Source organism: Pseudomonas sp. o96-267 (assembly GCF_003935465.1).
Classification (GTDB): Bacteria; Pseudomonadota; Gammaproteobacteria; order Pseudomonadales; family Pseudomonadaceae; genus Aquipseudomonas; species Aquipseudomonas sediminis.
The window spans coordinates 119,629-143,072 of sequence record NZ_RHQP01000004.1 but is presented as its reverse complement, the minus strand read 5'-3'; the positions used below and the strand labels follow the sequence as shown (position 1 = coordinate 143,072).

The following is a 23,444-nucleotide window of genomic DNA, read 5'->3' as shown; positions in this document are numbered from 1 at the left end:
CAGCCGCTTACAACCAACTCCAAGACATTCCCGTATACACCCCAAACCCTTCCCCAGGTGTGGAGCGCGCCGCGTCCGCACCCTTGTCGTTATAGCCCGGCGTCACGGTGGCGGCGTAGCGTTTGTTGGTCAGGTTGCGCAGGTCGAGCCAGGCCTGCCAGTCGTCCTTTGGCGAGGCATAGCCGAGGGTGGCGCCGAAGGTGGCGTAGGCATCGGCGTAGTAGCTGTTGGCATAGTCCACCGCGACCTTGGAGGCGTACTGGGTATTGAGGCCGGCGTAGAAGCCGCTCGGGTGGTCGTAGCGCACCTCGGCTTGGTAGTAGTGGCGCGGTAAGCCGGGCAGGCGGTTACTGCCGAATTCGTCGTCATCGCGGTAGTGGAAATCACTGAAGGTGTAAGCCTGGCGCAGGCTCAAGGCGCCGGCCGCGCCGCCTTGCCACAGCGGGCTGGTCAGGCCGGCTTCGATGCCCTGATGCACGGTGGGGCTGGCGTTGGATTCGGCGAAGACGTTGTTCTCGATCTCGACGGTGAGCAGCTCGTGGCGTACCTGCGAGTAGTAGTAGGTGAGCTCCCACTGGCCCAGTGCGGAATCACCGCGCCCGCCGACTTCGAAGGTGGTGGCGGTCTGGTTGTCCATGGAGATCGGTGCGCGCTGGCGGGACGCGTACGGCTGGTTACTGGCCGGGAAGCGTAGTGGCGAGCTCCAGATCATCGACCAGGCATGTGGCGGTTCCACCGAGCGGCTGATATTGCCGAATAGCTGCACATCGGGGTTGAGCTGGTAGCGCAGGCCGATGCGCGGTGCGTAGTCCCAGGTGCTTTCGTCGAGCTTGTCGTCGGTGGCTGGCCAGGTTACCTGCACTTCGCGGCGGGTATGAATCAGCGCCAGGCCACTGGTCAGCCACAGGTCGGGCGTTAGCTCCAGCTCGTTGCCGATATGCAGCACGGTGTCCGAACCCAGGTGTTCGTAGGCGCGCATCAGCGTGCCGGCCGGGTAGTTCACCCGAGCGCCGACAACAGGTGTCACTGTGATCGGTAATGCGGCATTTTCCTTCGACTTGCTGCTGGGCAGCGTGGTGGTGGTGCGCCAGCCGATGGTGGTGGTGCTGTCCAAGCCGAACAGGGTGTGCCGGTGGGTGTAGTTCAGCGTGCCACTGACGTCGCTGTAGTCCACGCGGACGCGGTAGGTGTTTCCATTCGGCGAGCTGTTCTCGACGATATCCATCGGGTAGTGGTGATAAGCCAGGCCCGCCACCAGGGTCGAGTCGTCGTCGATCTGCCAGGTGGTCTTGTTGGCCAGCCAGGTACTGCCAGGTTGATCGCGGTAAGCGTCGATACGCAGGTTGTTGGCCGCAGCGGCACGTGGGTTATGCTCGATCTGCGCCTTGGTCAGGCGGCCCGGTACTTCGTGCTCGGTTTCGCGGTAACGCAGGTAGAAGCGCGTCTCCAGGTTCTCGTTGAGGCGGTAGCCGAAGTTGGCGGCGACGCCTTTGCCCTTGCCTGAGGAATGATCCTGATAGCCGTCGGTTTCGCTGTCGGTGAGGGCGAAGTAGTAGTCGAAATCGCCCAGCACCTGGCCGGAGGCGATGCTGCGCTTCTGGTAGCCACGGCTGCCTGCTTCATAGCGCAGTTGCAGCTTGGGCGCGGTGTAGCCGGTGTGGGTGATGTAGTCGATGGCGCCGCCCAGGGCCAGCGAACCCCGGTCGAAGCCGTTGGCGCCGCGTAATACTTCGGCGCGACTTATCCACAGCGGTTCCAGCAGTTCGTAGGGCGTGCCGCCGGGGCCGGTCAGTGGCAGGCCGTCGAGCATGATATGGGTGCCGGAAGCATGTGAGCCGGGGCCACGGTTGATGCCCGAGCCACGCACGCTGATCTTCACGCCTTCGTTGCCGGGTGACTGTGCGTAGACGCCGGGCTGGTAGGCCAGTACGTCGGCGACGCCGGCCACGCGGCCCTGCTCGACCTTGGCCATATCCACCACATTGGTGGCCCCAGGGACGCGCTTGAGCTCCTCGCGCGCGGCCTCTACTTCACTTACCTGTTCGCCGGTGACCTGCAGTGAATCGAGTTGCACGGGCTCATCGGCGAAGGCGCTGTGGCCGCTCAGGCAGGCGAGGGCGAGCAGTGTGATGCGGGCAGGAGGACGGGAAAACGGCAGGGGCAGCATGCAAGGGCTCCGTTGAGCGGGCGGCGAGTGTGTCTGATGGAGGCCGACGAGGATTCGTCACGCCAGCGCGGTGCTGGCGCGGGGGCACATCATGCCGGTTTTGCCCGTGCTGTGCAGCGGGCCGCTCAGGGAGAAGCAGGGCGGCCGCGCGACTGGTGACCGCCCCTGTGGATAACCCTCAGGCCAGGCCGGCCTTGTCCAGACCGAACTGCTTGTCGGCGGAGCCGGGCACGGTGCGGAAGGCCACGTTGAGGCGGTTCCAGCCGTTGATGGCGACCACCAGGAAAGTCAGCTCCGACAGTTCCTGCTCGGAGAACTGCTCGCGCACGCTGGCGTAGATGGCGTCGGACACGCCGTGCGGCGACAGCTGGGTCAGGGCTTCCGTCCACTCCAGCGCGGCGCGCTCCTGCGCGGAGAACAGCGGCGATTCGCGCCACACGGCGACATGGTGCATGCGCAGTTCGCGGTCGCCATGGATCTTCGCTTCCTTCACGTGCATGTCGACGCAGAAGGCGCAGCCGTTGATCTGCGAGGCGCGCAGCATAACCAGGTGGGCCAGCGGCGCGAGGAACGGGCTGCGGGTCAGCAGCATGGAGAACTCGGCGTATTTGCCGGAAGCCTTGGGGGAGAGGGCGAAGTAGTCGAGGCGCTGGCTCATGGTGATCATCCGTATCCGCGTTGAGGGGCGCGATGGCGTGACGGCCTGCCCCGGTAGCGGTGAATCTACGCAGAGGTGGCCCAGTCACATAGATCCAATTGTGCAGATTCGGATTGATCCACTTCGCTCAGCGTCGGGCTTGCGACGGCGGAAAACCATACTCGCGCTTGAAGGCGGCGCTGAAGCTGCTGAGGTGCTCGTAGCCGGCCAGATTGGCGGCATCCTCCACTGACAGGCCCTGCTGGCGCATGGCCTGATAAGCGCGGGCCAGGCGCTGGCGGCGCAGGTAGGCGGCGATGGTGGTGCCGTTGCGGCTGCGAAAGGCATTCTGCAGGTCGACCGGGTTGGTGCCGAGCTGGCGCGCCATGTCGGTGATGCTCAGGGCATCTGCCTCGCTGCTGTCGAGCCATTCCTTGAGGCGCGCCAGGCAGCGTTCGAGATGGCTGCCGAGGCGTTTCTCCGGCGGCGCATCGATGCCGCGCAGGATGTCGCAGGCCAGATCCAGGGCGAAGCTCTCGCGTTGCAGGCGTTGCATCAACGGCGGCAGGCTCGCGTCACGTTCGAGCAACTGGTGGGCACGTTGGAGGATGTCCACCGAGGGTTGCCAGGGCAGGTTGTGCCAGTGGCTGCGGCTGAAGCGCATCAGGGCGTCGCTGCGCAGCTGGCTGTCGAGGGCGAACTGCTGCAGCCAGTCCGGGGTGATGCTCAGGCATACCTTGGTTTCTTCGCGGCCGCTGCGCCAGTGGCGCTGGAACTGGTCGCTATCGGTCAGGTTGACCAGCATGGCGCGCTGACCGCCAGGGCGGGCATCGAAGTGCAGGCGCTGGCGCGGCAGGCTGACTTCGGCTTCGCCTTGCAGCAGGAAGGCGGCAGTGATGCCCGGCGCCAGGCGGTTGTCGCTGCTGGCGTCGACCAGATCGCGGCTATGGCTGAAGTACAGCACCAGGCCTTCGCTCAGCACTTGCACTTGTTGTTCGCCGTCGAGCACTGGCTGTTCGCCCGGTAGCTCGCGCTGGAAATGCAGGTTGCCGCCCAAGGTGTGGGCGACATCGCTGAGCTGACCGCAGGTGAAGACCGTCATGCTGGCTTGACCGATGGAAGTTTCGTTGCGGCTAATTTTTCCTTCTTTTCCCCTAAGCGCGCAACATTGTTCAGAATTATTCTCATGTGCAATGAGGTCGCAATCGTCTTGATTGCGTTACCAACGATCATGGGAATCACACAGCGATGGGTTTGCTCCTCACGCAAACGACGGTGGTCGAGGCGGTCTTCCATGACCATGTCGACGCGGCGCAGATAAGCCAGTGGCTGGACGGCATCGAGCATCTGATCGAAGGCCGTCAGCCGTTCTTCTTCATTTCCAGTACCCGCGAGGGCAGCACCTTCGCCGAGGATTACCGGGCCATCCAGGGCGTCTGGTACAAGCAGCACAAGGCGGCGTTCCGCGAGGTTTGCCAGGGGCTGGTGCGCATCGCCTGTGACGCCGAGGAGCAGGCCCGGCTCGACACTCCGGCGCTGCATGCCGCCTGGGGCGTGCCCTACTTCGTCACCCTGGACAGGACGCACGGCTATCGCTGGATCGCCGAGCGCATGGTGGATCATGCAGCGCCCGTTTGAGCAGGTGCCGGTGACCCGGCTGGCGTTGGCGGTGATCGTGGTGCTGTACCTGGCCCACGCGCTGCCGCTGTACTTCTTCAACGTGGCGATGCCGGCCATCCTGCGTAGCCAGGGTGTCGACCTGCGCTGGATCGGCATGCTTTCGCTGCTGTATGTCCCCTGGGCGTTCAAGTTTCTCTGGGCGCCGCTGGTCGACCGGCATTACCTGCACAGCCTCGGCCGGCGCCGTACCTGGCTGTGGCTGACCCAGGCGGCGCTGGTGGCCGGCATCTTGGTGCTGGCGCTGACCGGCCTGGAGCACGGCTTGTTGCTGTTCGTGCTGGTGAGCCTGTGGATATCCACCTTCGCCGCCACCCAGGACATCGCCATCGACGGCTACACCGTGGAGTCGCTGGCCAGCGAGGATCATCGCCTGGGCAGCATGGCGCAAAGCATCGGCGTGGCGCTGGGCAGCATGTTCGGCGGTGCCGGCGTGCTGTGGTTGTACCAGGTGGTCGGCTGGCAGAGCGCGCTTCTGACCCTGGCCGGCCTGAGTGCCTTGACCATGCTGGCGGTGGTGCGGGTCGATGATCGCCTGCCGGCGCAGGCCGAGGCGGCCAAGCCGGGCTTCATCGCCACCTTCAAGCGCCCGGAGATCCGCCGGGCACTGTTGCTGATTCTGGTCTATCGCCTGGTCGAGGCGCCGGCCATGGCCATGCTCACGCCGATGCTGGTGGATCGGCAGTGGTCGCTGACGCAGATCGGCCTGCTGATGTCGGGGGCCGGCGCCAGCGTCGGGCTGCTCGCCGCCGTGGCGGCTGCGCGTCTGCTGCTGCGCCAGCGTGCGGCGACCCTGCTGCTGCGTGCCGGCTGGCTGCGCAGCCTGGCCTATCTGGCGGTCGCCGGGCTGCTGTTCAGCGGCCTGGCCGACGGCTCACCGCTGTGGCTCGGCACCATGGTGCTGGTGCTCCTGGCCATCCGTTACCTGGCGATGACCAGCCTCTACGCCCTGTTCATGCAGCTGTGCTCGCGGCAGCAGGCCGGCACCGACTTCACCGTGCTGGTGTGCTTCGAGCTGCTGGTGTTCTTCGTCGGTGGCTCGCTGTCGGGCTTCCTCGCCAAGGGCCTGGGCTACGAAACCTACTACCTGCTGCTGGGCGTGCTGTCAGTGCTCAGCGTCCTGCTCTGCAAACCTATCGTCCGGCGCATCCAGGCCGGCACCGACAATCATTGACGCGCTTTCTCTGGGGGAAACCATGAGGCATCTTTCGGCATCCATGCAGGTCACCTTGCTCAGCCTGGCAGTGAGCGGCGCGCTCCACGCGCAGGCCGACGACACCACGACCAGCCAGCTCAAGGAGCTCGGCCCGATGGTGGTCACCGCCACGCGTTCGGCCAAGAGCATCGCCGAGATCGCCGGCACGGTGTACAGCATCGACCGCACGCAGGTCGCAGAGCAGGCCGCTGCTGGCCGTTCCACCGCCGATATCCTCGGCCAACTGGTGCCCTCGCTGGCGCCGAGCAGCGGCACCACCAGCAACTACGGCATGACCATGCGCGGGCGCACCGTGCAGGTGATGATCGACGGTGTGCCGCTGACTGGTTCGCGTGACGGCTCGCGCCAGCTCAACAGCATCAGCCCGGCGATGATCGAGCGCATCGAGGTGATCTCCGGTGCCACCAGCATCTATGGCGCCGGTGCCACCGGCGGCCTGATCAACATCATCACCCGCAATGCCGATGACGAAACCAGTGACTTCAGCAGCCGCATCGGCCTGCGTACCCCCGGCAAGGCCGCGCGTGACGCCATGGCCTACGAGGCCTCGCAGACCGCTGCCTTCCACCAGGGCGCGGTCAGCGGTTTCGCCGGCCTGAGCTTCACCAAGCAGGGCGAGATCCGCGATGCCCATGGTGATCGCATCGGCCCGGAAATCTCCCAGACCGACCGCCAGGACACCACCAGCTTCGACTTCAACGGTCGCCTGACCTGGCACTTGGACGATGACCAGCAACTGAGCGCCGGCGTGCGCTACTACAACGACGAGCAGGACAGCGACTACGGCCCGGACTACGGCCCCAACCTGTCGGCGTTGTTGGTCTCGAACTACCAGCCCAGCCACAACGCGGTGGACGGTTTGCAGCTCGACGACCGGCCGCGCACCCGTCATTACGGCGCCAATGTGCAATACCTCAACCGCGATTTGCTGGGTGGCCAGCAATTGACCGCCGAAGCCTACTACCGCAAGGAAAAATCGCGCTGGTTCCCGTTCGCCAGTCGTGCGGCCAATGCCGCGTTGCCCGGTGGGGTGGCCAACGTGGTGCTGCAGTCGAGCACCGACATCGATGTCTGGGGCGTGCGCACCGCCTTGCAGAAGGGCTTCGAGCTGGCCGGCCGCGATCTGCAACTGACCTATGGTCTCGATCACGAGCGCGAGCAGGATCGTCAGGACGGCCAGTTCTACGACTTCAACAGCTTCTTCACCAGCAATGGCCTGAACTACCGCGAGACCTACAGTTCCTCGATGGGCCCGGACGTGGAAGTGAGCAAGACCGGCGCGTTCCTGCAGGGTGACTACCAGCTCACCGAACGCCTCAGTCTGCAGGCCGGCGTTCGCCGCGAAACCATCCGCAACGAAGTGGACGACTCCATCCCCTATGGCGAGGCGGTCACCGCCGCCACCGTGGCCGGTTACCAGGCGCGCACCCTGGAAGGCGGCAACGTGCGCCACAGCGAAACCCTGTTCAACTTAGGCGCGGTGTACAAGCTGACCGACACTCAGCAGCTGTTCGCCAACTTCTCCCAGGGCTTCAGCCTGCCCGACACCCAGCGCATGCTGCGCGACGTGCCGGCCAGCTTCGTCATCGATAGCAGCAGCATCGACTCGATCAAGGTCAACAACTACGAACTGGGCTGGCGCCTGGGCGATGCCAGCGGCCTGAACGCCGGGGTGACGGCGTTCTACAACACCTCCGACAAGGTGGTGCAGTTCAACCGCGATTTCAGCGTCTCGGTGGCCGACACCGACGAGCGCGTATGGGGCGCCGAAGGCAACCTGCAGGTGCCGGTGGTCGAGGGCTGGACGCTGGGCGGTACCCTGGCCTACACCCGTGGCCAGTACAAGGACGCTGCCGGCAACTGGCGCGAGCTCAATGCCTTCCGCGTCTCGCCGCTGAAGGCCACCGTCTACAGTGACTGGCGCTTCCTCGATGGCTATGGCGTGCGCCTGCAGGCGCTCACCGTGGGCGGCAGTGACCGCGCCTATGACGACGCTCAGTCCGCCGCGATCAGCCCGACCATCCGCGCCACCCCGGCGACCAAGATCCAGGGCTATACCGTGGTCGACCTGATCGCTCACGCGCCCTGGCTGGGCGGCGAGGTTGGTTTCGGCGTCTACAACCTGGCCAACCGCGACTACAAGACCGTCTACGGTCAGCAGGCCGAGGCCACCTACGGCGCCATCTCCAGCCTGCCGGCGGCGGGGCGCACCTTTGGCCTCAGCTACTCGGTGCAGTACTGATCGCTCAGTGCTGGTAGCTCAGCGGCCGCTTCGACGACTCCGGCAGTGCCAGGCCGCCGGCCAGGGCCAGCAGGGCGATGGCGATCAGGTAGTAGGCCGGCGACATGCGGTTGCCGGTCGCCTCGATCAACCAGGTGGCGATCAGCGGCGCGGTGCCGCCGAAGATGGTGTAGGCCAGGTTGTAGGTGAAGGCCGAGGCGGTGTAGCGCACCCGGGTGGGGAACTGCTCGGAGAGCAGCACCGCCGTCACCACGCCACAGATCACCGCACCCACTGCCAGCAGCATGGCGCCCAGGGCTGAAGCCAGCAGGGTGCCCGAGGCGGCCAGGGTGAAGGCCGGATACACCGCGACGATCAACGCCACCCCGGCGGTGAGGATGGTGCGGCGGCGCCCGACGCGATCCGAATAGCGCCCGACGAAGGGGCACAGCAGGGCCGCGAAGAACAGCGCGATCAGGCTGGCCAGCAAGGCGGTCGGCCGCGCGGCGCCGCCGACCACCTGCATATAGGTGGTGAGGTAGGTGGTGAACATGTAGAACGACAGCGCCGTGGCGGAGATGAACGCCGACAGGCAGAGCACGGTGCCGCCATGCTCGCGCAGGGTTTCGCGCAGCGGTGAATGTTCGGGATGAGGTTGCGCAGCCAGGGCCTGGAAGGCCGGTGATTCGTCCAGACGCAGGCGCATGTACAAGCCGACCAGGCCCAGCGGCGCGGCGATCAGGAAGGGCACGCGCCAGCCCCAGGCCTGCATCTGCGCTTCGTCCAGCCAGAAGCCCATGCCGAATACCAGGCCGGCGGCGCAGGCGAACGCCATGAAGGTCGAGACCGGCACGAAGCTGCCATAACGCGCCTTCTGCTCGGTGGGCGCGTGCTCCATGACGAAGGCGCAGGCGCCGGCGTATTCGCCTCCGGCGGAGAAACCTTGCAGGCAACGCGCCACGGCCAGCAGCAGCGGGGCGAACAGGCCGATGCTGGCGTAGGTCGGCAGCAGGCCGATCAGTGTGGTGGCGCCGGCCATCAGCAGCACGGTGATCGACAGCACGCGCTTGCGGCCGATGCGGTCGCCGAGGATGCCGAAGACTATGCCGCCTAGTGGGCGCAGGGCGAACGACACGGCAAACACGGCGAAGGTCTGCAGCAGCGCCAAGGTCGGGTTGCCCGGCGGGAAGAACAGCGAAGCGATGGTCACGGCGAGAAAGCCGTAGACGGCGAAGTCGAACCACTCGACGAAGTTACCGATGGCCGAGGCGGCGATCACCTTGTGCAAGGTGGCCGGGCTGACCTGCTGGCCCGTGTGGATGGCATTCATGTAACGCTCCTGATCCCTGATTTAGACGGCTTCAGGCAGGTTACGGAGCGATGTGCGGGGCGGGCGCTTCGCAGGCGACAGTGGCGTTGCCGTGAGCGACCTCAGCCCTGGGGAAACTGCGCCGGGTCGCAGAAGCAGGCGCGCAGGTGATCGAACACCAGGCGTACCCTTGGCGGCACCGGGCCTTGCTGCGGGCGGTAGATGAACAGCTGCCAGGGATCGGGTGCCTGCTCGGTCAGCACCGCCTGCAGGCGGCCACTCTCCAGGTAGGGCTGCGCCAGATAGGCGGGTAACTGGCCGTAGGCCAGGCCGGCGAGCACCGCCTCCAGCTCTGCTTCCTGGTCATCGCAGACCAGCGCTGGCGCGGGCGGATGCAGGCTGGGGCCGTGAGCGAAGGTCCACGGCCAGGGACGACCGTTCTTGCGGTCGATCAGCACCGACAGCGGCCGCTGTTGCAACTCGTCGAGGTCACGCGGTGCGCCGCTGGCAGCGATCAGTTCCGGCGTGGCCACCACCTGCAACGGTACCGGCGCCAAGGCGCGCGCGACGTAGCGGCTATCACGCAGAAAGCCGACGCGGATGCCGATGTCGATCTGCGCTTCCACCGCGTCGGTGATCTCGTCCTCCAGGCGCAGGTTCAGGACCAGCTGCGGGTGCTGTTTGAGCAAGGGTTGCAGGAAACCCACCAGAAAGCGCTTGCCAATGGCCTGCGGCGCGGTGATGCCGATGCGCCCGGCGATGGCCGATTCGGCCTCGGCGCGATGGCCGCGAAACAGCGCATCGAAGTCATCCAGCATCTGCCGGGCGCGCAGCGCATAGGCCTCGCCGAAGGCGGTGATATGCACCTGGCGGGTGTTGCGGTGAAACAGGATCTCGCCCAGCTCCTCCTCCAGCGCCTTGATCGCGCGGGTCACCGCCTGCGGCGAAACCCCCAGGCGAGTGGCTGCTTCGCGGAAATTGTTGCAGTCGGCTGCGCTGCAGAAGATGCGGACCATCTCCATGCGATTAAGCATGTCGGGATGCCTCTGTATTCCAGAATGTGGAATAGCCTAATCCAAACTCTTCCATTCATTGAAACTTAAATCGCCTCTAACGTGAGCCCATGTCCAGCGAGCGACGCCGGACACTCCGACCAATCGATAGAGGGCATCACCATGAGCAACAACATTTCCGGCAAGGTCGTGGTCATCACTGGCGCCAGCAGCGGCCTGGGCGAAGCGACTGCGCGTCATCTGAGCAAGCTGGGCGCCAAGGTGGTGCTGGCTGCACGGCGCAAGGAGCGTCTCGAACAACTGGTCAGCGAGCTGGTTGCCGCTGGCGGCGAGGCCGTGGCCTACACCACCGATGTGACCCGCGCCGATGAGGTCAAGGCGCTGATCCAGGGGGCGCTGGACACCTTCGGCCGCGTCGATGTGCTGGTCAACAATGCCGGCTACATGGCCATCGCGCCGCTGAGTGATGTGCGCGTCGAGGAGTGGGAGCGCATGATCGACATCAACATCAAGGGCGTGCTGTACGGCATCGCCGCAGCGTTGCCAGTGTTCCAGCAACAGAACGCCGGGCATTTCATCAACATCGCCTCGGTGGCCGGGATCAAGGTGTTCAGCCCGGGCGGTACCGTCTACAGCGGCACCAAGTTCGCCGTACGGGCCATCTCCGAAGGGCTGCGTCATGAGGTCGGCGGCAGCATCCGCACCACCACCATCGAGCCGGGTGCGGTGGATTCGGAGCTGAAGTTCGGCAGCTCTCACCAGCAGAGCCGCGACTTCGTCGTCGACTTCTACAAGCAGGCGATTCCGGCGGAATCGGTGGCACGCGCCATCGCCTTCGCCATCGAGCAGCCGGCCGATGTCGACATCAACGAGATCGTCCTGCGCCCGACCACGCAGGAGTTCTGATCCATAACCGCTGTTGCAGGCGCTTGCGATGCTGGTTCACCCGAGCCAGCATGCGGGCGCCTTTTTCGCTTTCAGGAGCCTGCATGAGTGCGCCCATCCATTCCGTCGACCTGGCCAAGGCCTACCGTCTGCTCAACCACGGGCCGACCGTGCTGGTGTCGGCCCGTCATCAGGCTGTGGATAACGTCATGGCGGCAGCTTGGTGCTGCGCCTTGGATTTCGACCCGCCGAAGCTCACCGTGGTGATCGACAAGGCCACTCGTACCCGCGCGCTGATCGAGGGCAGCGGCCTGTTCGCCATCCAGGTGCCGACCGTGGCGCAACTGCAACTGACTCAGGCGGTGGGCAACGCTAGCCTGGCCGATGATCCGGCGAAGCTGGCGCATGCCGGGATCGAGTTGTTCGAGATGGCAGGCCACGATGTGCCGCTGGTGGCGGGCTGTTCGGCCTGGCTGGTCTGTCGGCTGATCGATGAGCCGCACAACCAGCAGGCCTACGACCTGTTCATCGGCGAGGTGATCGCGGCCTGGGCCGACGAGCGCGTGTTCCGCGACGGTCGCTGGCATTTCGAAACGGCCGACCCGAGCCTGCGCAGCCTGCATCACGTCGCGGGCGGGCACTACTACGCGATTGGCGAGGCGCTCAAGGCCTGATGTCGGGCGTGCTCAGCGCGCCAGCGGTAGCGCTACACCGATCAGCACGAAGAGCACGCCGCAACTGCGGTTGAAGGTGCGGCCGCCGCGTTGCAGCCAGGGCCGTACGCGGAAGGCCAGCAACGCCAGCAGCAGCTCGACGAGGAACTCGACCACGGCGAAGGTCGCTGCCATCACCACGAACTGCACGGCCAGGCCACGCTGCGGATCGACGAACTGCGGCAGGAAGGCGCCGTAGAACAGGATCACCTTGGGATTCGACAGCGCCGACAGCAGGCCTTGGCGAAACAGCCGGCTGGCGCTGGGGCGCACAACGCTGTCGGCCAGGGTCAGGTTCATTGGTGGCGAGCGCCACAGCTGCACGCCCAGCCAGATCAGGTAGGCGCCGCCGATCCACTTGAGCGCCAGCAGCGCGTTGGGCGCGGTCTTGAGCAGCGCACTGAGGCCGAACATGGCCAGTGCGATCAAGGTACTGAAGCCAACCACACCGCCAAGGATGGTGGCCAGTGCCATGCGCGCGCCGTACAGCCCGCCGTGGGTCAGCGCCAGAAGGCTGTTGGGGCCGGGTGTCAGCGCCAGGCCAAGGGTGGCGACGAAGTAGACGAGCCAGAGTTCTAGGGCCATGCGGGTCTCCTGTTTGGGCGTAGCCAGTCTAGTCAGCGGCAGGTACTTGAATGAGGTAGATTCTGGCTATCTAGCAGTTGATTCTGGACATGACATGGCCGAAAGCCCCGACCTGCGTTTTCTCCTGTTGCCCCTGCCGGAGTTCGCCCTGCTGCCGTTTGGTGGCTTTCTCGACAAGTTGCGTTTTAGCGCCGACGACGAGGACTACAGTCGCCAACGTTACTGCACCTGGACGATTCTCGGCCTGCAACCAGGGCATGTGCTGTCCAGCAGCGGTGCTGCGCTGCGGATCGAGGCCACACCCGAGCAACTCGATCTGGCTGACTTCGACTATCTGGTGCTGTTCGGCGGGCGCAACGCACAGGCCACTGCCGCGCTGGCGCCGACCTATCAGCAGCTGCTGCGTCGCGCAGCTCGCGCTGGGGTGAAGCTGGTGGCGATCGACAATGCCAGCTTCCTGCTCGCCGCCTGCGGCCTGCTCGACGGTTATCGGGTGGCGGTGCACTGGCGCCATGAAGCGGAATTCCGTGCCAGCTTTCCGCAGCTGCGCCTGGCTCGCGAGCGTCTGTATTGCCTTGATGGTGCGCGGATTTCCTGCGCCGGCGGCACCGCAGCCATCGATCTGGCGGTGGAACTGCTGGCTCAGGGCAGCGGCCGGGCACGGGCGCTCAAGGGCTTGGCCGATATGCTGGTGGACGAAACGCGCAGCGGCCAGCACGCGCTGCGCTCGTTGCACACGACATCGAGCGGCGCGCGCCATGTAGACCGCGCCATCGCCCTGATGCGCCACGGCCTGGCCAGTGCCGATGGCATCGAGCAGCTGGCGGCCAGTGTCGGCATCAGCCGGCGTCAGCTCGATCGCCTGTTTCAGGCCAGCCAGGGCATGAGCGCGCGCGAATACTGGAACGAACTGCGCCTGCAGCACGTGCGCTGGCGCCTGCTCAACTCCAGCCACAGCCTGGCGCAACTTGCCGACGAGATCGGCGTCAGCGATGCCAGCCATCTGGGCAAGCTGTTCCGCCAGCGCTTCGGTACCACGCCTGGGGCGATGCGCCGCCAAACCAAACCTACGGCGTAAGTGGCTTCAGCCGCGAAGCTGGGACAGCAGCGGCACCCATACCGAGGCCAGCAGCAACAGGGCCATGCAGCGGTTGAACAACAGCAGCCTGGCTGGTTGTCGCAGCAGCCGTGCGCTGCCGATGCCGAGCAGGCCCCAGGCCAGCAGGCAGGGCGTGGACACCAGCAGGAACAGCGTCGCGTAGCTTGCCACCGCGCCGAACGAAGCCTGGCCGTCGAGAAAGATCGCCGTGACCGATACGGTCATCAGCCAGGTCTTGGGGTTGATCAATTGCAGGCCGGCGCCCTGAACGAAGCCCTGGCGCCGGTCCACGCTGCGTTCGTCCAGGCCAGCCGCTTCGGCGCGCATCAGCTTGCAGGCCATCCAGCTGATCCAGGCGGCGCCGGCCCAGCTCATCGTCGTCTGCAGCAGCGGGGCGTGGGCCAGAAGTTCGCCGAGACCCAGGCCGACCACCAGCAGCATCAGGCTGGCGCTCAGGCTCGCCCCGACCGCGATGGCCAGGGCAATGGACAGGCCAAAGCGGGCAGCACTGCCGAGGATCAGCAGGTTGGTCGGGCCGGGGGTAATCGACGCCACCGAGGCGAACAGGATAAAGGGCAGCCACTGGTTCATGGCGGTGAAGGGCATTGGCATCGCTCCATATCGAAGCTATGGCGCGATTGTCCGAAGGGCTCGCTCAGTGGTCTTGAAGCTTTGTGCAGCGGTTGCGGTAGGCGCCTGGGGTCAGGCCATTGGCGCGGCGGAACCAGCGGCCCAGGTGGCTCTGGTCGGCGAAGCCCAGATCACTGGCGACATCCGCTGGCGCCGTACCGAGGGCCAGCAGACGGCGGGCGCGCACCAGGCGCAGTTGGATCAGATAGCCATGCGGGGCGATGCCGAAGGCCGCCTTGAATGCGCGGCTGAGGCGAAAGCGGTCGACGCCGCAGGCACGCGCCAGCTCGTCGAGGCCGATGTTCTGCTGAAAATGCGCATGCAGGTAGTCGCGGGCGCGCAGGGCTACGCGGGGAATCTGCGGTTACCCGGCAGACACTGGCGCCAGTGCAGGCTGCGCGAGATCCGCTCCAGCAGCGCGTCGAGTGCCGCGTCGCGCACCATGCGCGGCTCTCCGTCGCTCAATGCCTGTAAGGCGTTGGCTATGCACGGCAGCAGGCCGGGGTCGTCCGGCTGTGTGCGCGGCACGCCGGGCAGTCAGCCGGGGCCTGCTCGAACAACGCCGGCAACGCGCGCTCCAGCCAGGCCGGTTCGAGATAGAGCGTGGCGTAGGTGAAACCGCCTGGCGCCGGCGCATGCCCGTCATGGATATCGCCGGGCTCGAGGAAGAAGGTCTGCCCGGCGACGCTGCTGAACAGCGCACGGCGGCAATGGAACTGCTGCACGCCCTGTTCGGTGAAGCCGATCAGGTAGCTGTCGTGCCAGTGCGGGTCGTAGGCGTGGCCCTCGAAATGCGCGCGGATCACCTCGATGCCGGTATCGGCATCCTGCTTGAGGTCGACCCATGATTGCGCGTTCATCGCCCGGCTCACAGTGGAAAATGGAACGCCTGAGCTTAACCCGTTTGTCGGGTATGCCTAGAACGTTTGTGCAGATGGCTGGGGCTGTGGATAAAACCAATCGCTGATCCGTAGGAGCGGCTTCAGCCGCGAAATTCGCGGATAAATCCGCTCCTGCAAACGCTTGGCAATCCGGCTTGCGAGCGATGCCCTAGTCGGCCTGGGCGGGATACCAGCGAGGCGTATACACCCACTCGCCGCCGTCGGCACGCGGGAAGCGACGGGTCTGGCTGGAGCCGATGATCACCAGGGTGCGCATATCGACCATCTCCGGCGTCAGCTCGCCGAGGGTGAGGCTGCGCAGTGTCTCGGCGGGGCGGCCGATGTCGCGGCCGAGTACCACCAGGGTTTCCGGCGTGCGGTGCTGGCGCAGCAAGTCGAGCGCGCGGCCAAGCTGCCAGGGGCGGGATTTGGAAATCGGGTTGTAGAAGGCCATGGCCAGGTCGGCGATGGCGGCATGCGCCAGGCGTTTTTCGATCACCGCCCAGGGCTTGAGGTTGTCCGATAGCGAGATCAGGCAGAAGTCATGACCCAGCGGCGCGCCGGCCTTGGCAGCGGTGGCCAGGGCGGCGGAGACGCCCGGCAGCACCTCCAGTTCGACGCCGTGCCAGGCCTCGCTCTGCGGGGTTTCCAGCGCCTCCATCACGGCGGCGGCCATGGCGAACACGCCAGGGTCGCCCGAGGAAATCATCACCACGCGGCGGCCGCTGGCAGCCAGTTCGAAGGCGTGGGCGGCGCGCTGCAGTTCCTCGCGGTTGTCGCTGGGGTGCAGGCATTGATCGGCGCGCAGCGGGCCGGCCATCTTCACGTAGGTGTCGTAGCCAAGCAGGTCTTCGGCCTCGTCGAGGGCGCGGCGTACGGCCGGGGTCATGTGCTCGGCGGCGCCGGGGCCGAGGCCGACCACGCTGAGACGGCCGCGACGCTGGCCGAGGCGCTCGATATCCAGCGGCCGTTTGCTCAGCAGCAGGCGCAGGCCACCGCCGGCATGGTGCTCGGGCGGCAGTTCGGTGGTGTTGTGGATAAAGCGCAGTGGCAGGTTCAGTGCCTGCGCTGCTGCGTGCAAGTCGGCGTTGGCCATGCAGCTTTTGTCCGCGAGTAGCACCGCCAGTGTTTGTGGTGCCAGGTCGGCATCGCTCAGCGCCTGCTGCAGGCGCCCCGGTAGATCGGCATCGGGGCGTTCGATCAGCGCAGCGGCGCAGCGTGGGTGAATCAGCAGCTCATCGGGCTGGGCCGGGCGTGCCTGCGCGGTGATATGGATGACCCGGCTGGCGGCGTTATCCACAGGCAACTGCGCGGCTTCCAGCCAGGGCGCTTGGCCTTCGATGCGTACCGTCTCGCCGCCGAGCAGGTCGCTGACGAAGCGCTTGCCCTGCTGCAGGTCGGCCAGGGCGTAGCCGGCCGGTGGCTCCAGCAGGCAGGTGCCGAAGCGCAGCTCGCCGCTGGTGGTGATGGCCGGCGCCACTCCCAGGTGCGCGGCGATCTCGCGGGCCAGGCGATTGACCCCGGCCAGGCCACCGAGCAGCGGCACCACGGCGCTGCCGTCTTCGGCCAGGGCCAGTACCGGCGGTTCAGCGCCTTTTTCCGCCAGCAGCGCGGCGAGGCTGCGGATAACGATACCGGCGGCGCACAGCACCACCAGCGGCTGGCCAGCGCGGTAGAGGGCGCGCAGGTGTTCACCGAACTCGTCGTAGTGGCGCTCGGCGCCATCGGCACGCCCGCGCAGACCATGGATCACGGCCTGTGGATAAAGCGTCTTGAGACGTTGTGCAGTGGCCAGCGCGCTGGCGCCGAGGATGACGATGTTCATACGGTAAATCCTGTAGCCCGGATGCAATCCGGGGAATGGGTTTCCCGGATTGCATCCGGGCTACGTTCGAGCGATTACATCCGGGCCACCCGGCTGCCATCTGTGGGAGGCGCTTCAGCGGCGACTGTCGCGGCTGAAGCCCCTCCCACAATGACCGTGCACCCTGCAAACTGATTCGAACGAGCTCGCGAGCTAGAGCTCTACAAGGCAAAAACAGGGGAGGAAGCGGAGTGTACTTTTGTACATGAGCATTCCGAGCCTGTTTTTAACGCCGTAGGGCCGACGCGCAGCAGCTCGTTCACCCCCGCCATTTCTGGCCGGGCACCAGAATCATCGAGAAATATGGCGAATCCATCGGCTCCACCTCGTCCAGCGCGACGATCTTCTGGCTGGCCATGGTCGCGCGTTCGACGTAGTGGGCGCGGTCGTCCAGGCCGAGCTTGCGCAGCACGCGGCGCACCTTTTCGAAGTTGCGCCCGAGCTTCATCACCACCGCCGCTTCGGCGTCGCGCAGGCGTTGTTCCAGCTCGTCTTCCGGCAGCACGCCGGAGAGCACACTCAAGCTCTGGTTGCGGTAGACCAGCGGGGTGCCGAGCACCGAGGCGCAGCCGAGCATCGAGCACACGCCGGGCACCACTTCCACTTCGTAGCGGTCGGCCAGGCGGTCGTGCAGGTACATGTAGGAGCCGTAGAAGAACGGGTCGCCTTCGCAGATCACTGCCACGTCCTGACCGGCATCCAGCAACTGGGCGATCTGCTGCGCGCAGGTGTCGTAGAAATCGGCGATCACATCCTCGTAGGACAGCGGCGGGGCGAGCTTCTCGGTGGTCACCGGGTAGACCAGCGGCAGGCGCTGCTGGGCGACGTTCAGGTGCTCTTCGATGATGCCGAAGGCATTACCGCCATGGCCGGCGTTGTGCTTGGCCTTGGCCACGAAATAGGCCACTACCGGCGCGCCTTTGAGCAGGCGCAGGGCCTTGAGGGTCAGCAGCTCTGGGTCGCCGGGGCCGACGCCCAGACCAAGCAGACGGCCAGCCATCACTCCACCTCCGAGGCGAGGGCGTTGACCGCCGCTACCGCCATGGCGCTGCCGCCACGGCGGCCACGGACGATAACGTAGGGCACGCCGCGGCTGTCTGCGGCCAGCGCGTCCTTGGACTCGGCTGCGCCGATAAAGCCCACCGGCATGCCGATGATCAGCGCCGGCTTCGGCGCGCCAGCGTCGAGCATTTCCAGCAGGTAGAACAGCGCGGTGGGCGCATTGCCGATCACCACCACGCTGCCTTCGAGATGTTCACGCCAGTGTTCCAGGGCCACCGCCGAGCGGGTGTTGCCGACTTCGCGGGCCAGCTCCGGTACGCCGGCGTCGTGCAGGGTGCAGATCACTTGGTTGTTAGCCGGCAGGCGCGGGCGGGTGATGCCCTCGGCGACCATGCGTGCATCGCAGAGGATCGGCGCGCCGGCCAGCAGCGCGGCGCGGCCAGCAGCGCCAGCGCCGGGGGAGAAGCGCAGATCCTCGACCACATCGACCATGCCGCAGGCGTGGATCACCCGCACGGCGAGTTTTTCCAGGTCGGCGGGGATGCCATCGAGGTTGGCTTCGGCGCGGATGGTGGCGAAGGAGCGGCGGTAGATTTCCTGGCCGTCGCGGATGTAATCAAGCATCGGGGGTTCCTGCGGGGTGTTGGCGGGCGAACCAGGCGCCGGCCTCGTCGATGGTCATGGCCGGCGCCAGCAGGCGGCCGAAACCGGGCGCCTCGGGCGTACGTCGATAGAGTTGGTAGTGGTCGGGCGTGCTGGCCAGCAGGGTATAGGGCTGCACGCGGGCGCTGGCGCAACTGCGCGGACAGGCGCTGAGGTGCACTTGGGGGCGGGCGCCGCTTTCGCGCAGCAGGTCGGCCAGGTGCAGGGCGTGGTGCTTGCTATCGGCCAGGCCGCGGGCGCAGGCCGCCGAACCGGTGCAGGCGACCAGGCCGAGCAGTGGCTCGTCGGCATGGTTCAACAGGCCCAGTTCACCCAGCGCGGCCAGCAATTCGTCGGCCTGTTCCTCCGCCACATTGCCCAGCAGCACGCCTTGCCAGGGGGTCAGGCGCAGCTCGCCGTCGCCATGCTGCTCGCTCAGATCGGCGAGGGCGAGGAGTTGCTCTGCATGCAGACGGCCCAACTGAGCGCCGGCTGCGACCATGCACAGGCTTCTCTGCGCTTGTGGATAAATACCTGCCGGTGGGCGCATGAGCGTCGCGCTGGGCTGCCAGTTGGCCGGTGCCGGTTGCAGAGGGAAATCCAGTCGAGCTTGCAGGCGTTGCAGCAGGTCGCCAGGGGCGATGTGTGCCAGCAACTGGCGCATGCGCGACTGTTCGGGTGTGGCCTGTTCGAGGAACAGCAACAGGAGTTCACGCACCACGTCGAGCGCCTGCGTCGCCTCGATGCGAGCCAGTGGTTCGTCACCGGGGCAGCCGGCCAGGCCCAGCAGCAGGTGCTGGTCGTCTTCGGCGGCCAGCCACAGGTCGTGGGGGTGTTCGCGCATGGCCAGGGCTTCGCCGCCGTCCAGTTGCAGGGCGAACTTGGGTGACAGGGCATGCAACGCCGGGGTGTCCTGCAGCAGGTCGAGCAATTGGCCGGCCAGCGGACGCACGTCCATCCGCGCCTGCGGGTCGAGGCCGGCGGCGGGACTGAGCATCAGGTTGCGCACATCGTCGGCGGCGGCCACTCGCGGGCCGAGTTCGGCGCCGAGCAGGGCATCGATCAGCGGTGCTTCCTGGCCGGGCAGCACGCCACGGATCTGCAGGTTGCTGCGGTTGGTCAGCTCCAGCACGCCGCTGGCATGGCGCCGCGCCGCCTCGGCAAGCGCCCGCGCCTGGGCGCTGCGCAGCACGCCGCCGGGCAGCTTGACCCGGCAGATGCCACCGTCCAGCGCAGGCACGATGCGCAGCAGGCCGGGGCAGGCGGAAGGGCGGATGGAGGCGTTCAAACGGTCACCTGTGGATAACGACGCGGCGACCGAACCAGCGAAATCCCATAGGGGACTCCATGGCATCGGTACACCCCGCCCGATGTTGGCACTCGCGACCAGCGTTCGTCGGCAGGTCTCCTGGCTAACAGGTCTTCATCCGCCGCGCCTTCCCGGTTACCCAGTGGCCGATTGCGTTGGACTCGCTGTTTACAGTTGCGGGGGCAGCTCGGTCGCGATCAATGATCGCTCCGGATTCCCTCTTAGGCCCGCTGTTGAGTCGTATCGACTCAAGGGCACCGACGAAGGCGCTATTATGCCCGCTTTGCCCGGAGCGCGGACAGGCGGTCCGTCGGGCCTGTGCGAGGACATTGGATGAAACCCTGGTTGACCCTGGTCGGCATCGGCGAAGACGGCTATCCCGGCCTGGGCAAGGCCGCGCGTCGCGCCTTGCTGGCGGCCACGCGCATCGTCGGTGCGCCGCGCCAGCTGGCCTTGCTGCCGCCGTGCATCAGTGGCGAACGGGAAGTCTGGCCGAGCCCGTTCGATCTGCAGCCGTTGCTGGCCCGACGCGGCGAGGCGGTGTGCGTGCTGGCCAGCGGTGATCCGATGTTCTACGGCGTCGGTGCCAGTCTGGCGCGCCAGGTGTCGGCCGACGAGTTGCAGGTATTGCCGGCGCCGTCCTCGGTGTCGCTGGCGGCGGCGCGCCTGGGCTGGCCGTTGCAGGAGGCTGAGGTGGTCTCCTTGGTCGGCCGGCCGCTGGCCACGCTCAATGCCCGTTTCTATCCCGGTACGCGCCTGCTCGTATTGAGCGCTGATGGTGACACCCCTGCGCAGGTCGCCGAAGCCTTGTGCGCACGTGGTTTCGGCGCCAGCCGCCTGACCCTGCTGGAGCACCTTGGCGGGCCTGACGAGCGCCGCATCGAGGGCCTGGCCGCGAGCTGGAACCTGCCACGCGGTGCCGATCTCAATCTGCTGGCCGTAGAGTGCCTGGCCGACACCGGCGCGCAACTGCTGCCACCGACCTGCGGCCTGCCGGACGAGACCTACCGCCACGACGGGCAACTGACCAAGCGCGACGTGCGCGCCGTCACCCTGGCTCGGCTGGCGCCGCTGCCTGGCGAGTTGCTGTGGGATGTCGGCGCCGGTTGCGGCTCCATCGGCATCGAATGGATGCGCGCCCATCCGACCTGCCTGGCCATTGCCATCGAGGCCAACGAAGGGCGTCAGGATCATATCCGCCACAACCGTGATGCCCTCGGCGTGCCCGGTCTGCAACTGGTCGCTGGACATGCGCCCGAAGCACTGGATGGACTGCCGGCACCGGATGCGATCTTCATCGGCGGCGGCGTCACCGTGCCAGGCGTGCTCGATGATTGCTGGGCCGCGCTCAAGCCGGGCGGGCGTCTGCTGGCCAATGCCGTGACCATTCAGAGTGAGGCGGCGCTGGTCGCCTTCCGTGAGCAGCACGGCGGTGAGCTGCTGCGTCTGACCGTGGCCCAGGCGCAGCCGTTGGGCGGCTTCGACACTTGGCGTGCGGCGCTGCCGATCACCCTGCTGACTGTGCGCAAGCCGTGAGCGCGCGACTCCTGCTGCTTGGCGGCACTACCGAAGCGCTGCGTCTGGCGCGTCGGCTGGGTCCGGAGACGGTGTACAGCCTGGCCGGTCTTGGTCGGGTGCCGGACGACCTGGCCTGCCGCGTGCGCGTCGGCGGCTTCGGCGGTGCCGAGGGCCTGGCAGCCTTTATCGCCGACGAAGGCATTGAACTGCTGCTGGACCTGACCCACCCCTATGCGGTGCAGATCAGCCACAACGCGGCCCGCGCCGCAGAAATCGCAGACGTGCCGTGCTGGGCATTGCGTCGCCCTGGCTGGCAGGCCGGCGCGGATGACGACTGGCGCGAAGTGGACGGTTGGGATGAGCTGATCCGCGCATTGGCGCCATTCGAACGGCCGTTCTTCACCTCCGGGCGTGAGCCGCTGGCGCATCTGCATGAAATCCCTGAACACCAGCACTGGACGGTGCGCTGCCTGCAGGCCGAGCCGGCGCCGCCGCGCGCCGAGATTATCGGTGCGCGCGGGCCGTTCTCGCTGGACGAGGAACGCGCCCTGTTCGCCCGCCTGTGTTGCGACGTGCTGGTGAGCAAGAACAGCGGCAGCGCGTCCACCGAACCGAAGTTGCAAGTCGCCCGTGAGCTTGGATTGCCGGTGTTGCTATTACGTCGGCCGCAGTTGCCGGCGGTAACGCGGGAGTTCGCGGAGTTGGACGCTCTCTACGAGGCGCTGTCCCTGTAGGGCGGGTGAAACCCGCCAACGCCGGTCTGGCGGGTTGCACCCGCCCTACGCTTGCGATCGTCGCGGCGGTTGCATCGCGCTTTATCGATCCACCGCTTTGGTGGACGTGAAAAGCGACGTCCACCCTACGCACGCTGCTAGACTGCCGGACCGTTCTGGAGACTGTCATGAGCCAAACTCCCTACGCCCGCGTTCTGTTCATCGGCCTCGGCCTGGGTCGTGGAGCCTCGGCCGAGCGTCTGCGGCAGCGCATCGAAATGCTGCTCGGTGAAGCGCACCTGCACGACACGGAGCAGGATGGTTTCTGGCTGGCCATCGATGAGGCGCCACGTCCGCTGCTGGTGGTCGATCTGGAGCCGCGCGCCGATGCCGCGCACCGCGACTGGCTGCGCGAGTGCATCGCCGAACGGGGCGACGGAGCCGCAGTGTTTGTGGTCTGCACGGCGCTGGAAGACAGCTGGCTCGATGGACTGGGCGCGCTGCTGGCGCATCACGAAGCGCATCTCCCCTGCAGCGACGTACCGCCCGTTCCGGAGCACCACGCCTGGTCGCAGATTCCGCCGCATGCGCAGCGCCTGCTGCTGTGCAACGGCACGCGCTGCACGCGCAAGGGCGCGCTGGGCCTGTGGAAAACCTTGCGCCAGCGGCTCAAGGCCGCCGGCAAGCTGGAGTGCGAGGGCGGCGTGCATATCACCCGCAGCCAGTGCCAGTTTCCCTGTGACCTGGGGCCGACCGCGAGCCTTTATCCACAGGGCGAGTGGTACGGCATCAAGGACGAGGCGGCGGTGATTCGTCTGGTCGACGAGCGCCTGGTGGCGGGTAGGGCGTTGCCGGAATTGCGTATCGACGAGCAGGCTTAACGCCCACCTTTCGCGGCTGAAGCGCAATGCCGGCCAGCCGCTCCTACAGAAGAGCAATCGCCGTTAAAGCGCCTCCCACAACATGTCCCGCGCCTTGACTTGAGCGGAGACGGGTGGTCATATCCGCCCCGCTTCAGGTGTCTCACGCCGCCGCGCGTGAGGTGAAACGGGAAGTCGGTTCAAGTCCGACGCTGCCCCCGCAACGGTAAGCGAGCGACCGCATCGATACGCCACTGTGCGCCACGCGCATGGGAAGGCGATGCGTTCATGACCCTCGCAAGCCCGGAGACCGGCCTGGAGTCGTTTGTGTCTGGCAACCCGCGGTGGGCGGGCGTTGACTCCAGTAGGGCGCCCCGTGCCCCTGTCTGCTGTTGCGCATTTTCCATCGGATTGCCGTGCCTTTTCTCTTTGCGATGGAAGCAATATGGCGCGCCATTTCCGCTACAAGAACCTCTTTTCGTCATGCCTGAAGGAAGGGCCGG

20 protein-coding genes, 1 pseudogene and 2 riboswitches are annotated in these 23,444 nt (G+C 66.5%); of the genes and pseudogenes, 9 read left to right on the top strand and 12 right to left on the bottom strand.

Translation table 11 applies throughout. From position 1 onward, the window contains the following. Positions 1-7: 7 nt before the first annotated feature. The 3 genes from EGJ86_RS04100 to EGJ86_RS04090 form a co-directional block, all read right to left on the bottom strand. A complete protein-coding gene (locus EGJ86_RS04100; protein WP_125834165.1) occupies positions 8-2,167 on the bottom strand; it encodes a TonB-dependent receptor domain-containing protein in 2,160 nt (719 codons plus the stop codon). Between the two features lie 178 nt (positions 2,168-2,345). Beyond that, on the bottom strand, positions 2,346-2,834 hold the full coding sequence (locus EGJ86_RS04095; RefSeq protein WP_125834164.1) for a carboxymuconolactone decarboxylase family protein: 489 nt from the start codon (positions 2,832-2,834) through the stop codon (positions 2,346-2,348). Positions 2,835-2,952: 118 nt separating this feature from the next. Then, positions 2,953-3,906, bottom strand: coding sequence for an AraC family transcriptional regulator (locus tag EGJ86_RS04090; RefSeq protein WP_125834163.1), 954 nt, complete (start codon positions 3,904-3,906; stop codon positions 2,953-2,955). 146 nt (positions 3,907-4,052) lie between these two features. Between EGJ86_RS04090 and EGJ86_RS04085 the strand changes: the two genes are divergently transcribed. From EGJ86_RS04085 to EGJ86_RS04075, 3 genes are read left to right on the top strand one after another with little or no spacing between them, the layout of a single operon-like run. Further along, entirely contained in the window at positions 4,053-4,442 is a 390-nt protein-coding gene (locus EGJ86_RS04085) for a hypothetical protein (protein ID WP_125834162.1), read from the top strand. After that, positions 4,426-5,655, top strand: a complete 1,230-nt coding sequence (locus tag EGJ86_RS04080) for an MFS transporter (RefSeq protein WP_125834161.1) — start codon at positions 4,426-4,428, stop codon at positions 5,653-5,655. Before EGJ86_RS04085 ends, EGJ86_RS04080 begins: the two co-directional genes overlap by 17 nt. Positions 5,656-5,677: 22 nt before the next feature. Beyond that, positions 5,678-7,939 (top strand): TonB-dependent receptor, encoded by a 2,262-nt coding sequence (locus EGJ86_RS04075; RefSeq protein ID WP_177432759.1) that lies wholly within the window; start codon positions 5,678-5,680, stop codon positions 7,937-7,939. Between the two features lie 4 nt (positions 7,940-7,943). Here the strand turns inward: EGJ86_RS04075 and EGJ86_RS04070 are convergent, their stop codons facing one another. Together EGJ86_RS04070 and EGJ86_RS04065 are read right to left on the bottom strand one after the other, a co-directional pair. Then, positions 7,944-9,248, bottom strand: coding sequence for an MFS transporter (locus EGJ86_RS04070; RefSeq protein ID WP_125834160.1), 1,305 nt, complete (start codon positions 9,246-9,248; stop codon positions 7,944-7,946). A 101-nt stretch (positions 9,249-9,349) separates the two neighbouring features. Beyond that, a complete protein-coding gene (locus tag EGJ86_RS04065) occupies positions 9,350-10,261 on the bottom strand; it encodes a LysR family transcriptional regulator (protein ID WP_125834159.1) in 912 nt (303 codons plus the stop codon). A 141-nt stretch (positions 10,262-10,402) separates the two neighbouring features. On the opposite strand from EGJ86_RS04065, the gene EGJ86_RS04060 reads away from it, so the two are divergent. Continuing rightward, positions 10,403-11,146 (top strand): SDR family oxidoreductase, encoded by a 744-nt coding sequence (locus tag EGJ86_RS04060; protein ID WP_125834158.1) that lies wholly within the window; start codon positions 10,403-10,405, stop codon positions 11,144-11,146. An 83-nt stretch (positions 11,147-11,229) separates the two neighbouring features. Further along, a complete protein-coding gene (locus tag EGJ86_RS04055; protein WP_125834157.1) occupies positions 11,230-11,799 on the top strand; it encodes a flavin reductase family protein in 570 nt (189 codons plus the stop codon). A 12-nt stretch (positions 11,800-11,811) separates the two neighbouring features. Here EGJ86_RS04055 and EGJ86_RS04050 read toward each other — a convergent pair whose 3' ends face one another. Continuing rightward, positions 11,812-12,423, bottom strand: coding sequence for a LysE family translocator (locus EGJ86_RS04050; RefSeq protein ID WP_125834156.1), 612 nt, complete (start codon positions 12,421-12,423; stop codon positions 11,812-11,814). Positions 12,424-12,517: 94 nt separating this feature from the next. Here EGJ86_RS04050 and EGJ86_RS04045 point away from each other — a divergent pair, with 94 nt between their 5' ends. Further along, a complete protein-coding gene (locus EGJ86_RS04045) occupies positions 12,518-13,501 on the top strand; it encodes a GlxA family transcriptional regulator (protein WP_125834155.1) in 984 nt (327 codons plus the stop codon). A gap of 6 nt (positions 13,502-13,507) precedes the next feature. Here the strand turns inward: EGJ86_RS04045 and EGJ86_RS04040 are convergent, their stop codons facing one another. From EGJ86_RS04040 to cobG, 6 genes and pseudogenes are all read right to left on the bottom strand, one after another. Next, entirely contained in the window at positions 13,508-14,113 is a 606-nt protein-coding gene (locus EGJ86_RS04040; RefSeq protein WP_177432765.1) for a LysE family translocator, read from the bottom strand. A 64-nt stretch (positions 14,114-14,177) separates the two neighbouring features. After that, positions 14,178-15,012, bottom strand: a pseudogene (locus tag EGJ86_RS04035) (AraC family transcriptional regulator). A gap of 190 nt (positions 15,013-15,202) precedes the next feature. Next, positions 15,203-16,858 carry a precorrin-3B C(17)-methyltransferase gene (gene cobJ, locus EGJ86_RS04030; protein WP_125834153.1) on the bottom strand — a complete coding sequence of 552 codons (1,656 nt, stop codon included), beginning with the start codon at positions 16,856-16,858 and terminating at the stop codon, positions 15,203-15,205. A gap of 298 nt (positions 16,859-17,156) precedes the next feature. After that, the gene (locus EGJ86_RS04025) at positions 17,157-17,897 is read right to left on the bottom strand and encodes a precorrin-2 C(20)-methyltransferase (RefSeq protein WP_125834152.1); all 741 of its coding nucleotides are present in this window, start codon (positions 17,895-17,897) and stop codon (positions 17,157-17,159) included. Beyond that, on the bottom strand, positions 17,897-18,523 hold the full coding sequence (locus EGJ86_RS04020; protein WP_059391055.1) for a precorrin-8X methylmutase: 627 nt from the start codon (positions 18,521-18,523) through the stop codon (positions 17,897-17,899). The genes EGJ86_RS04025 and EGJ86_RS04020 overlap by 1 nt, the downstream gene beginning before the upstream one ends. Beyond that, positions 18,516-19,829 carry a precorrin-3B synthase gene (cobG, locus tag EGJ86_RS04015; protein ID WP_125834151.1) on the bottom strand — a complete coding sequence of 438 codons (1,314 nt, stop codon included), beginning with the start codon at positions 19,827-19,829 and terminating at the stop codon, positions 18,516-18,518. The genes EGJ86_RS04020 and cobG overlap by 8 nt, the downstream gene beginning before the upstream one ends. Positions 19,830-19,921: 92 nt before the next feature. Continuing rightward, positions 19,922-20,127: riboswitch (cobalamin riboswitch) on the bottom strand. Positions 20,128-20,183: 56 nt separating this feature from the next. On the opposite strand from cobG, the gene cbiE reads away from it, so the two are divergent. The 3 genes from cbiE to EGJ86_RS04000 all read left to right on the top strand — a co-directional run bounded on the left by cbiE (position 20,184) and on the right by EGJ86_RS04000 (position 22,962). After that, positions 20,184-21,386, top strand: coding sequence for a precorrin-6y C5,15-methyltransferase (decarboxylating) subunit CbiE (cbiE, locus tag EGJ86_RS04010; RefSeq protein WP_125834150.1), 1,203 nt, complete (start codon positions 20,184-20,186; stop codon positions 21,384-21,386). Then, positions 21,383-22,102, top strand: coding sequence for a cobalt-precorrin-6A reductase (locus EGJ86_RS04005; protein WP_106734101.1), 720 nt, complete (start codon positions 21,383-21,385; stop codon positions 22,100-22,102). The genes cbiE and EGJ86_RS04005 overlap by 4 nt, the downstream gene beginning before the upstream one ends. 167 nt (positions 22,103-22,269) lie before the next feature. Beyond that, the gene (locus EGJ86_RS04000; protein ID WP_125834149.1) at positions 22,270-22,962 is read left to right on the top strand and encodes a ferredoxin; all 693 of its coding nucleotides are present in this window, start codon (positions 22,270-22,272) and stop codon (positions 22,960-22,962) included. 118 nt (positions 22,963-23,080) lie between these two features. After that, a riboswitch (cobalamin riboswitch) is annotated at positions 23,081-23,275 on the top strand. Positions 23,276-23,444 lie beyond the last annotated feature (169 nt).

What these genes read in the sequence shown, in the direction of transcription:
- EGJ86_RS04070 (WP_125834160.1), bottom strand. Translation starts at nt 9,248, where the DNA reads ATGAATGCCATCCACACGGGCCAGCAGGTCAGCCCGGCCACCTTGCAC.
- cbiE (WP_125834150.1), top strand. Translation starts at nt 20,184, where the DNA reads ATGAAACCCTGGTTGACCCTGGTCGGCATCGGCGAAGACGGCTATCCC.
- EGJ86_RS04080 (WP_125834161.1), top strand. Translation starts at nt 4,426, where the DNA reads ATGCAGCGCCCGTTTGAGCAGGTGCCGGTGACCCGGCTGGCGTTGGCG.
- EGJ86_RS04040 (WP_177432765.1), bottom strand. Translation starts at nt 14,113, where the DNA reads ATGAACCAGTGGCTGCCCTTTATCCTGTTCGCCTCGGTGGCGTCGATT.
- EGJ86_RS04085 (WP_125834162.1), top strand. Translation starts at nt 4,053, where the DNA reads ATGGGTTTGCTCCTCACGCAAACGACGGTGGTCGAGGCGGTCTTCCAT.
- EGJ86_RS04000 (WP_125834149.1), top strand. Translation starts at nt 22,270, where the DNA reads ATGAGCCAAACTCCCTACGCCCGCGTTCTGTTCATCGGCCTCGGCCTG.
- EGJ86_RS04095 (WP_125834164.1), bottom strand. Translation starts at nt 2,834, where the DNA reads ATGATCACCATGAGCCAGCGCCTCGACTACTTCGCCCTCTCCCCCAAG.
- EGJ86_RS04060 (WP_125834158.1), top strand. Translation starts at nt 10,403, where the DNA reads ATGAGCAACAACATTTCCGGCAAGGTCGTGGTCATCACTGGCGCCAGC.
- EGJ86_RS04065 (WP_125834159.1), bottom strand. Translation starts at nt 10,261, where the DNA reads ATGCTTAATCGCATGGAGATGGTCCGCATCTTCTGCAGCGCAGCCGAC.
- EGJ86_RS04090 (WP_125834163.1), bottom strand. Translation starts at nt 3,906, where the DNA reads ATGACGGTCTTCACCTGCGGTCAGCTCAGCGATGTCGCCCACACCTTG.
- EGJ86_RS04100 (WP_125834165.1), bottom strand. Translation starts at nt 2,167, where the DNA reads ATGCTGCCCCTGCCGTTTTCCCGTCCTCCTGCCCGCATCACACTGCTC.
- EGJ86_RS04050 (WP_125834156.1), bottom strand. Translation starts at nt 12,423, where the DNA reads ATGGCCCTAGAACTCTGGCTCGTCTACTTCGTCGCCACCCTTGGCCTG.
- cobJ (WP_125834153.1), bottom strand. Translation starts at nt 16,858, where the DNA reads ATGAACATCGTCATCCTCGGCGCCAGCGCGCTGGCCACTGCACAACGT.
- EGJ86_RS04020 (WP_059391055.1), bottom strand. Translation starts at nt 18,523, where the DNA reads ATGCTTGATTACATCCGCGACGGCCAGGAAATCTACCGCCGCTCCTTC.
- EGJ86_RS04025 (WP_125834152.1), bottom strand. Translation starts at nt 17,897, where the DNA reads ATGGCTGGCCGTCTGCTTGGTCTGGGCGTCGGCCCCGGCGACCCAGAG.
- EGJ86_RS04045 (WP_125834155.1), top strand. Translation starts at nt 12,518, where the DNA reads ATGGCCGAAAGCCCCGACCTGCGTTTTCTCCTGTTGCCCCTGCCGGAG.
- EGJ86_RS04075 (WP_177432759.1), top strand. Translation starts at nt 5,678, where the DNA reads ATGAGGCATCTTTCGGCATCCATGCAGGTCACCTTGCTCAGCCTGGCA.
- EGJ86_RS04055 (WP_125834157.1), top strand. Translation starts at nt 11,230, where the DNA reads ATGAGTGCGCCCATCCATTCCGTCGACCTGGCCAAGGCCTACCGTCTG.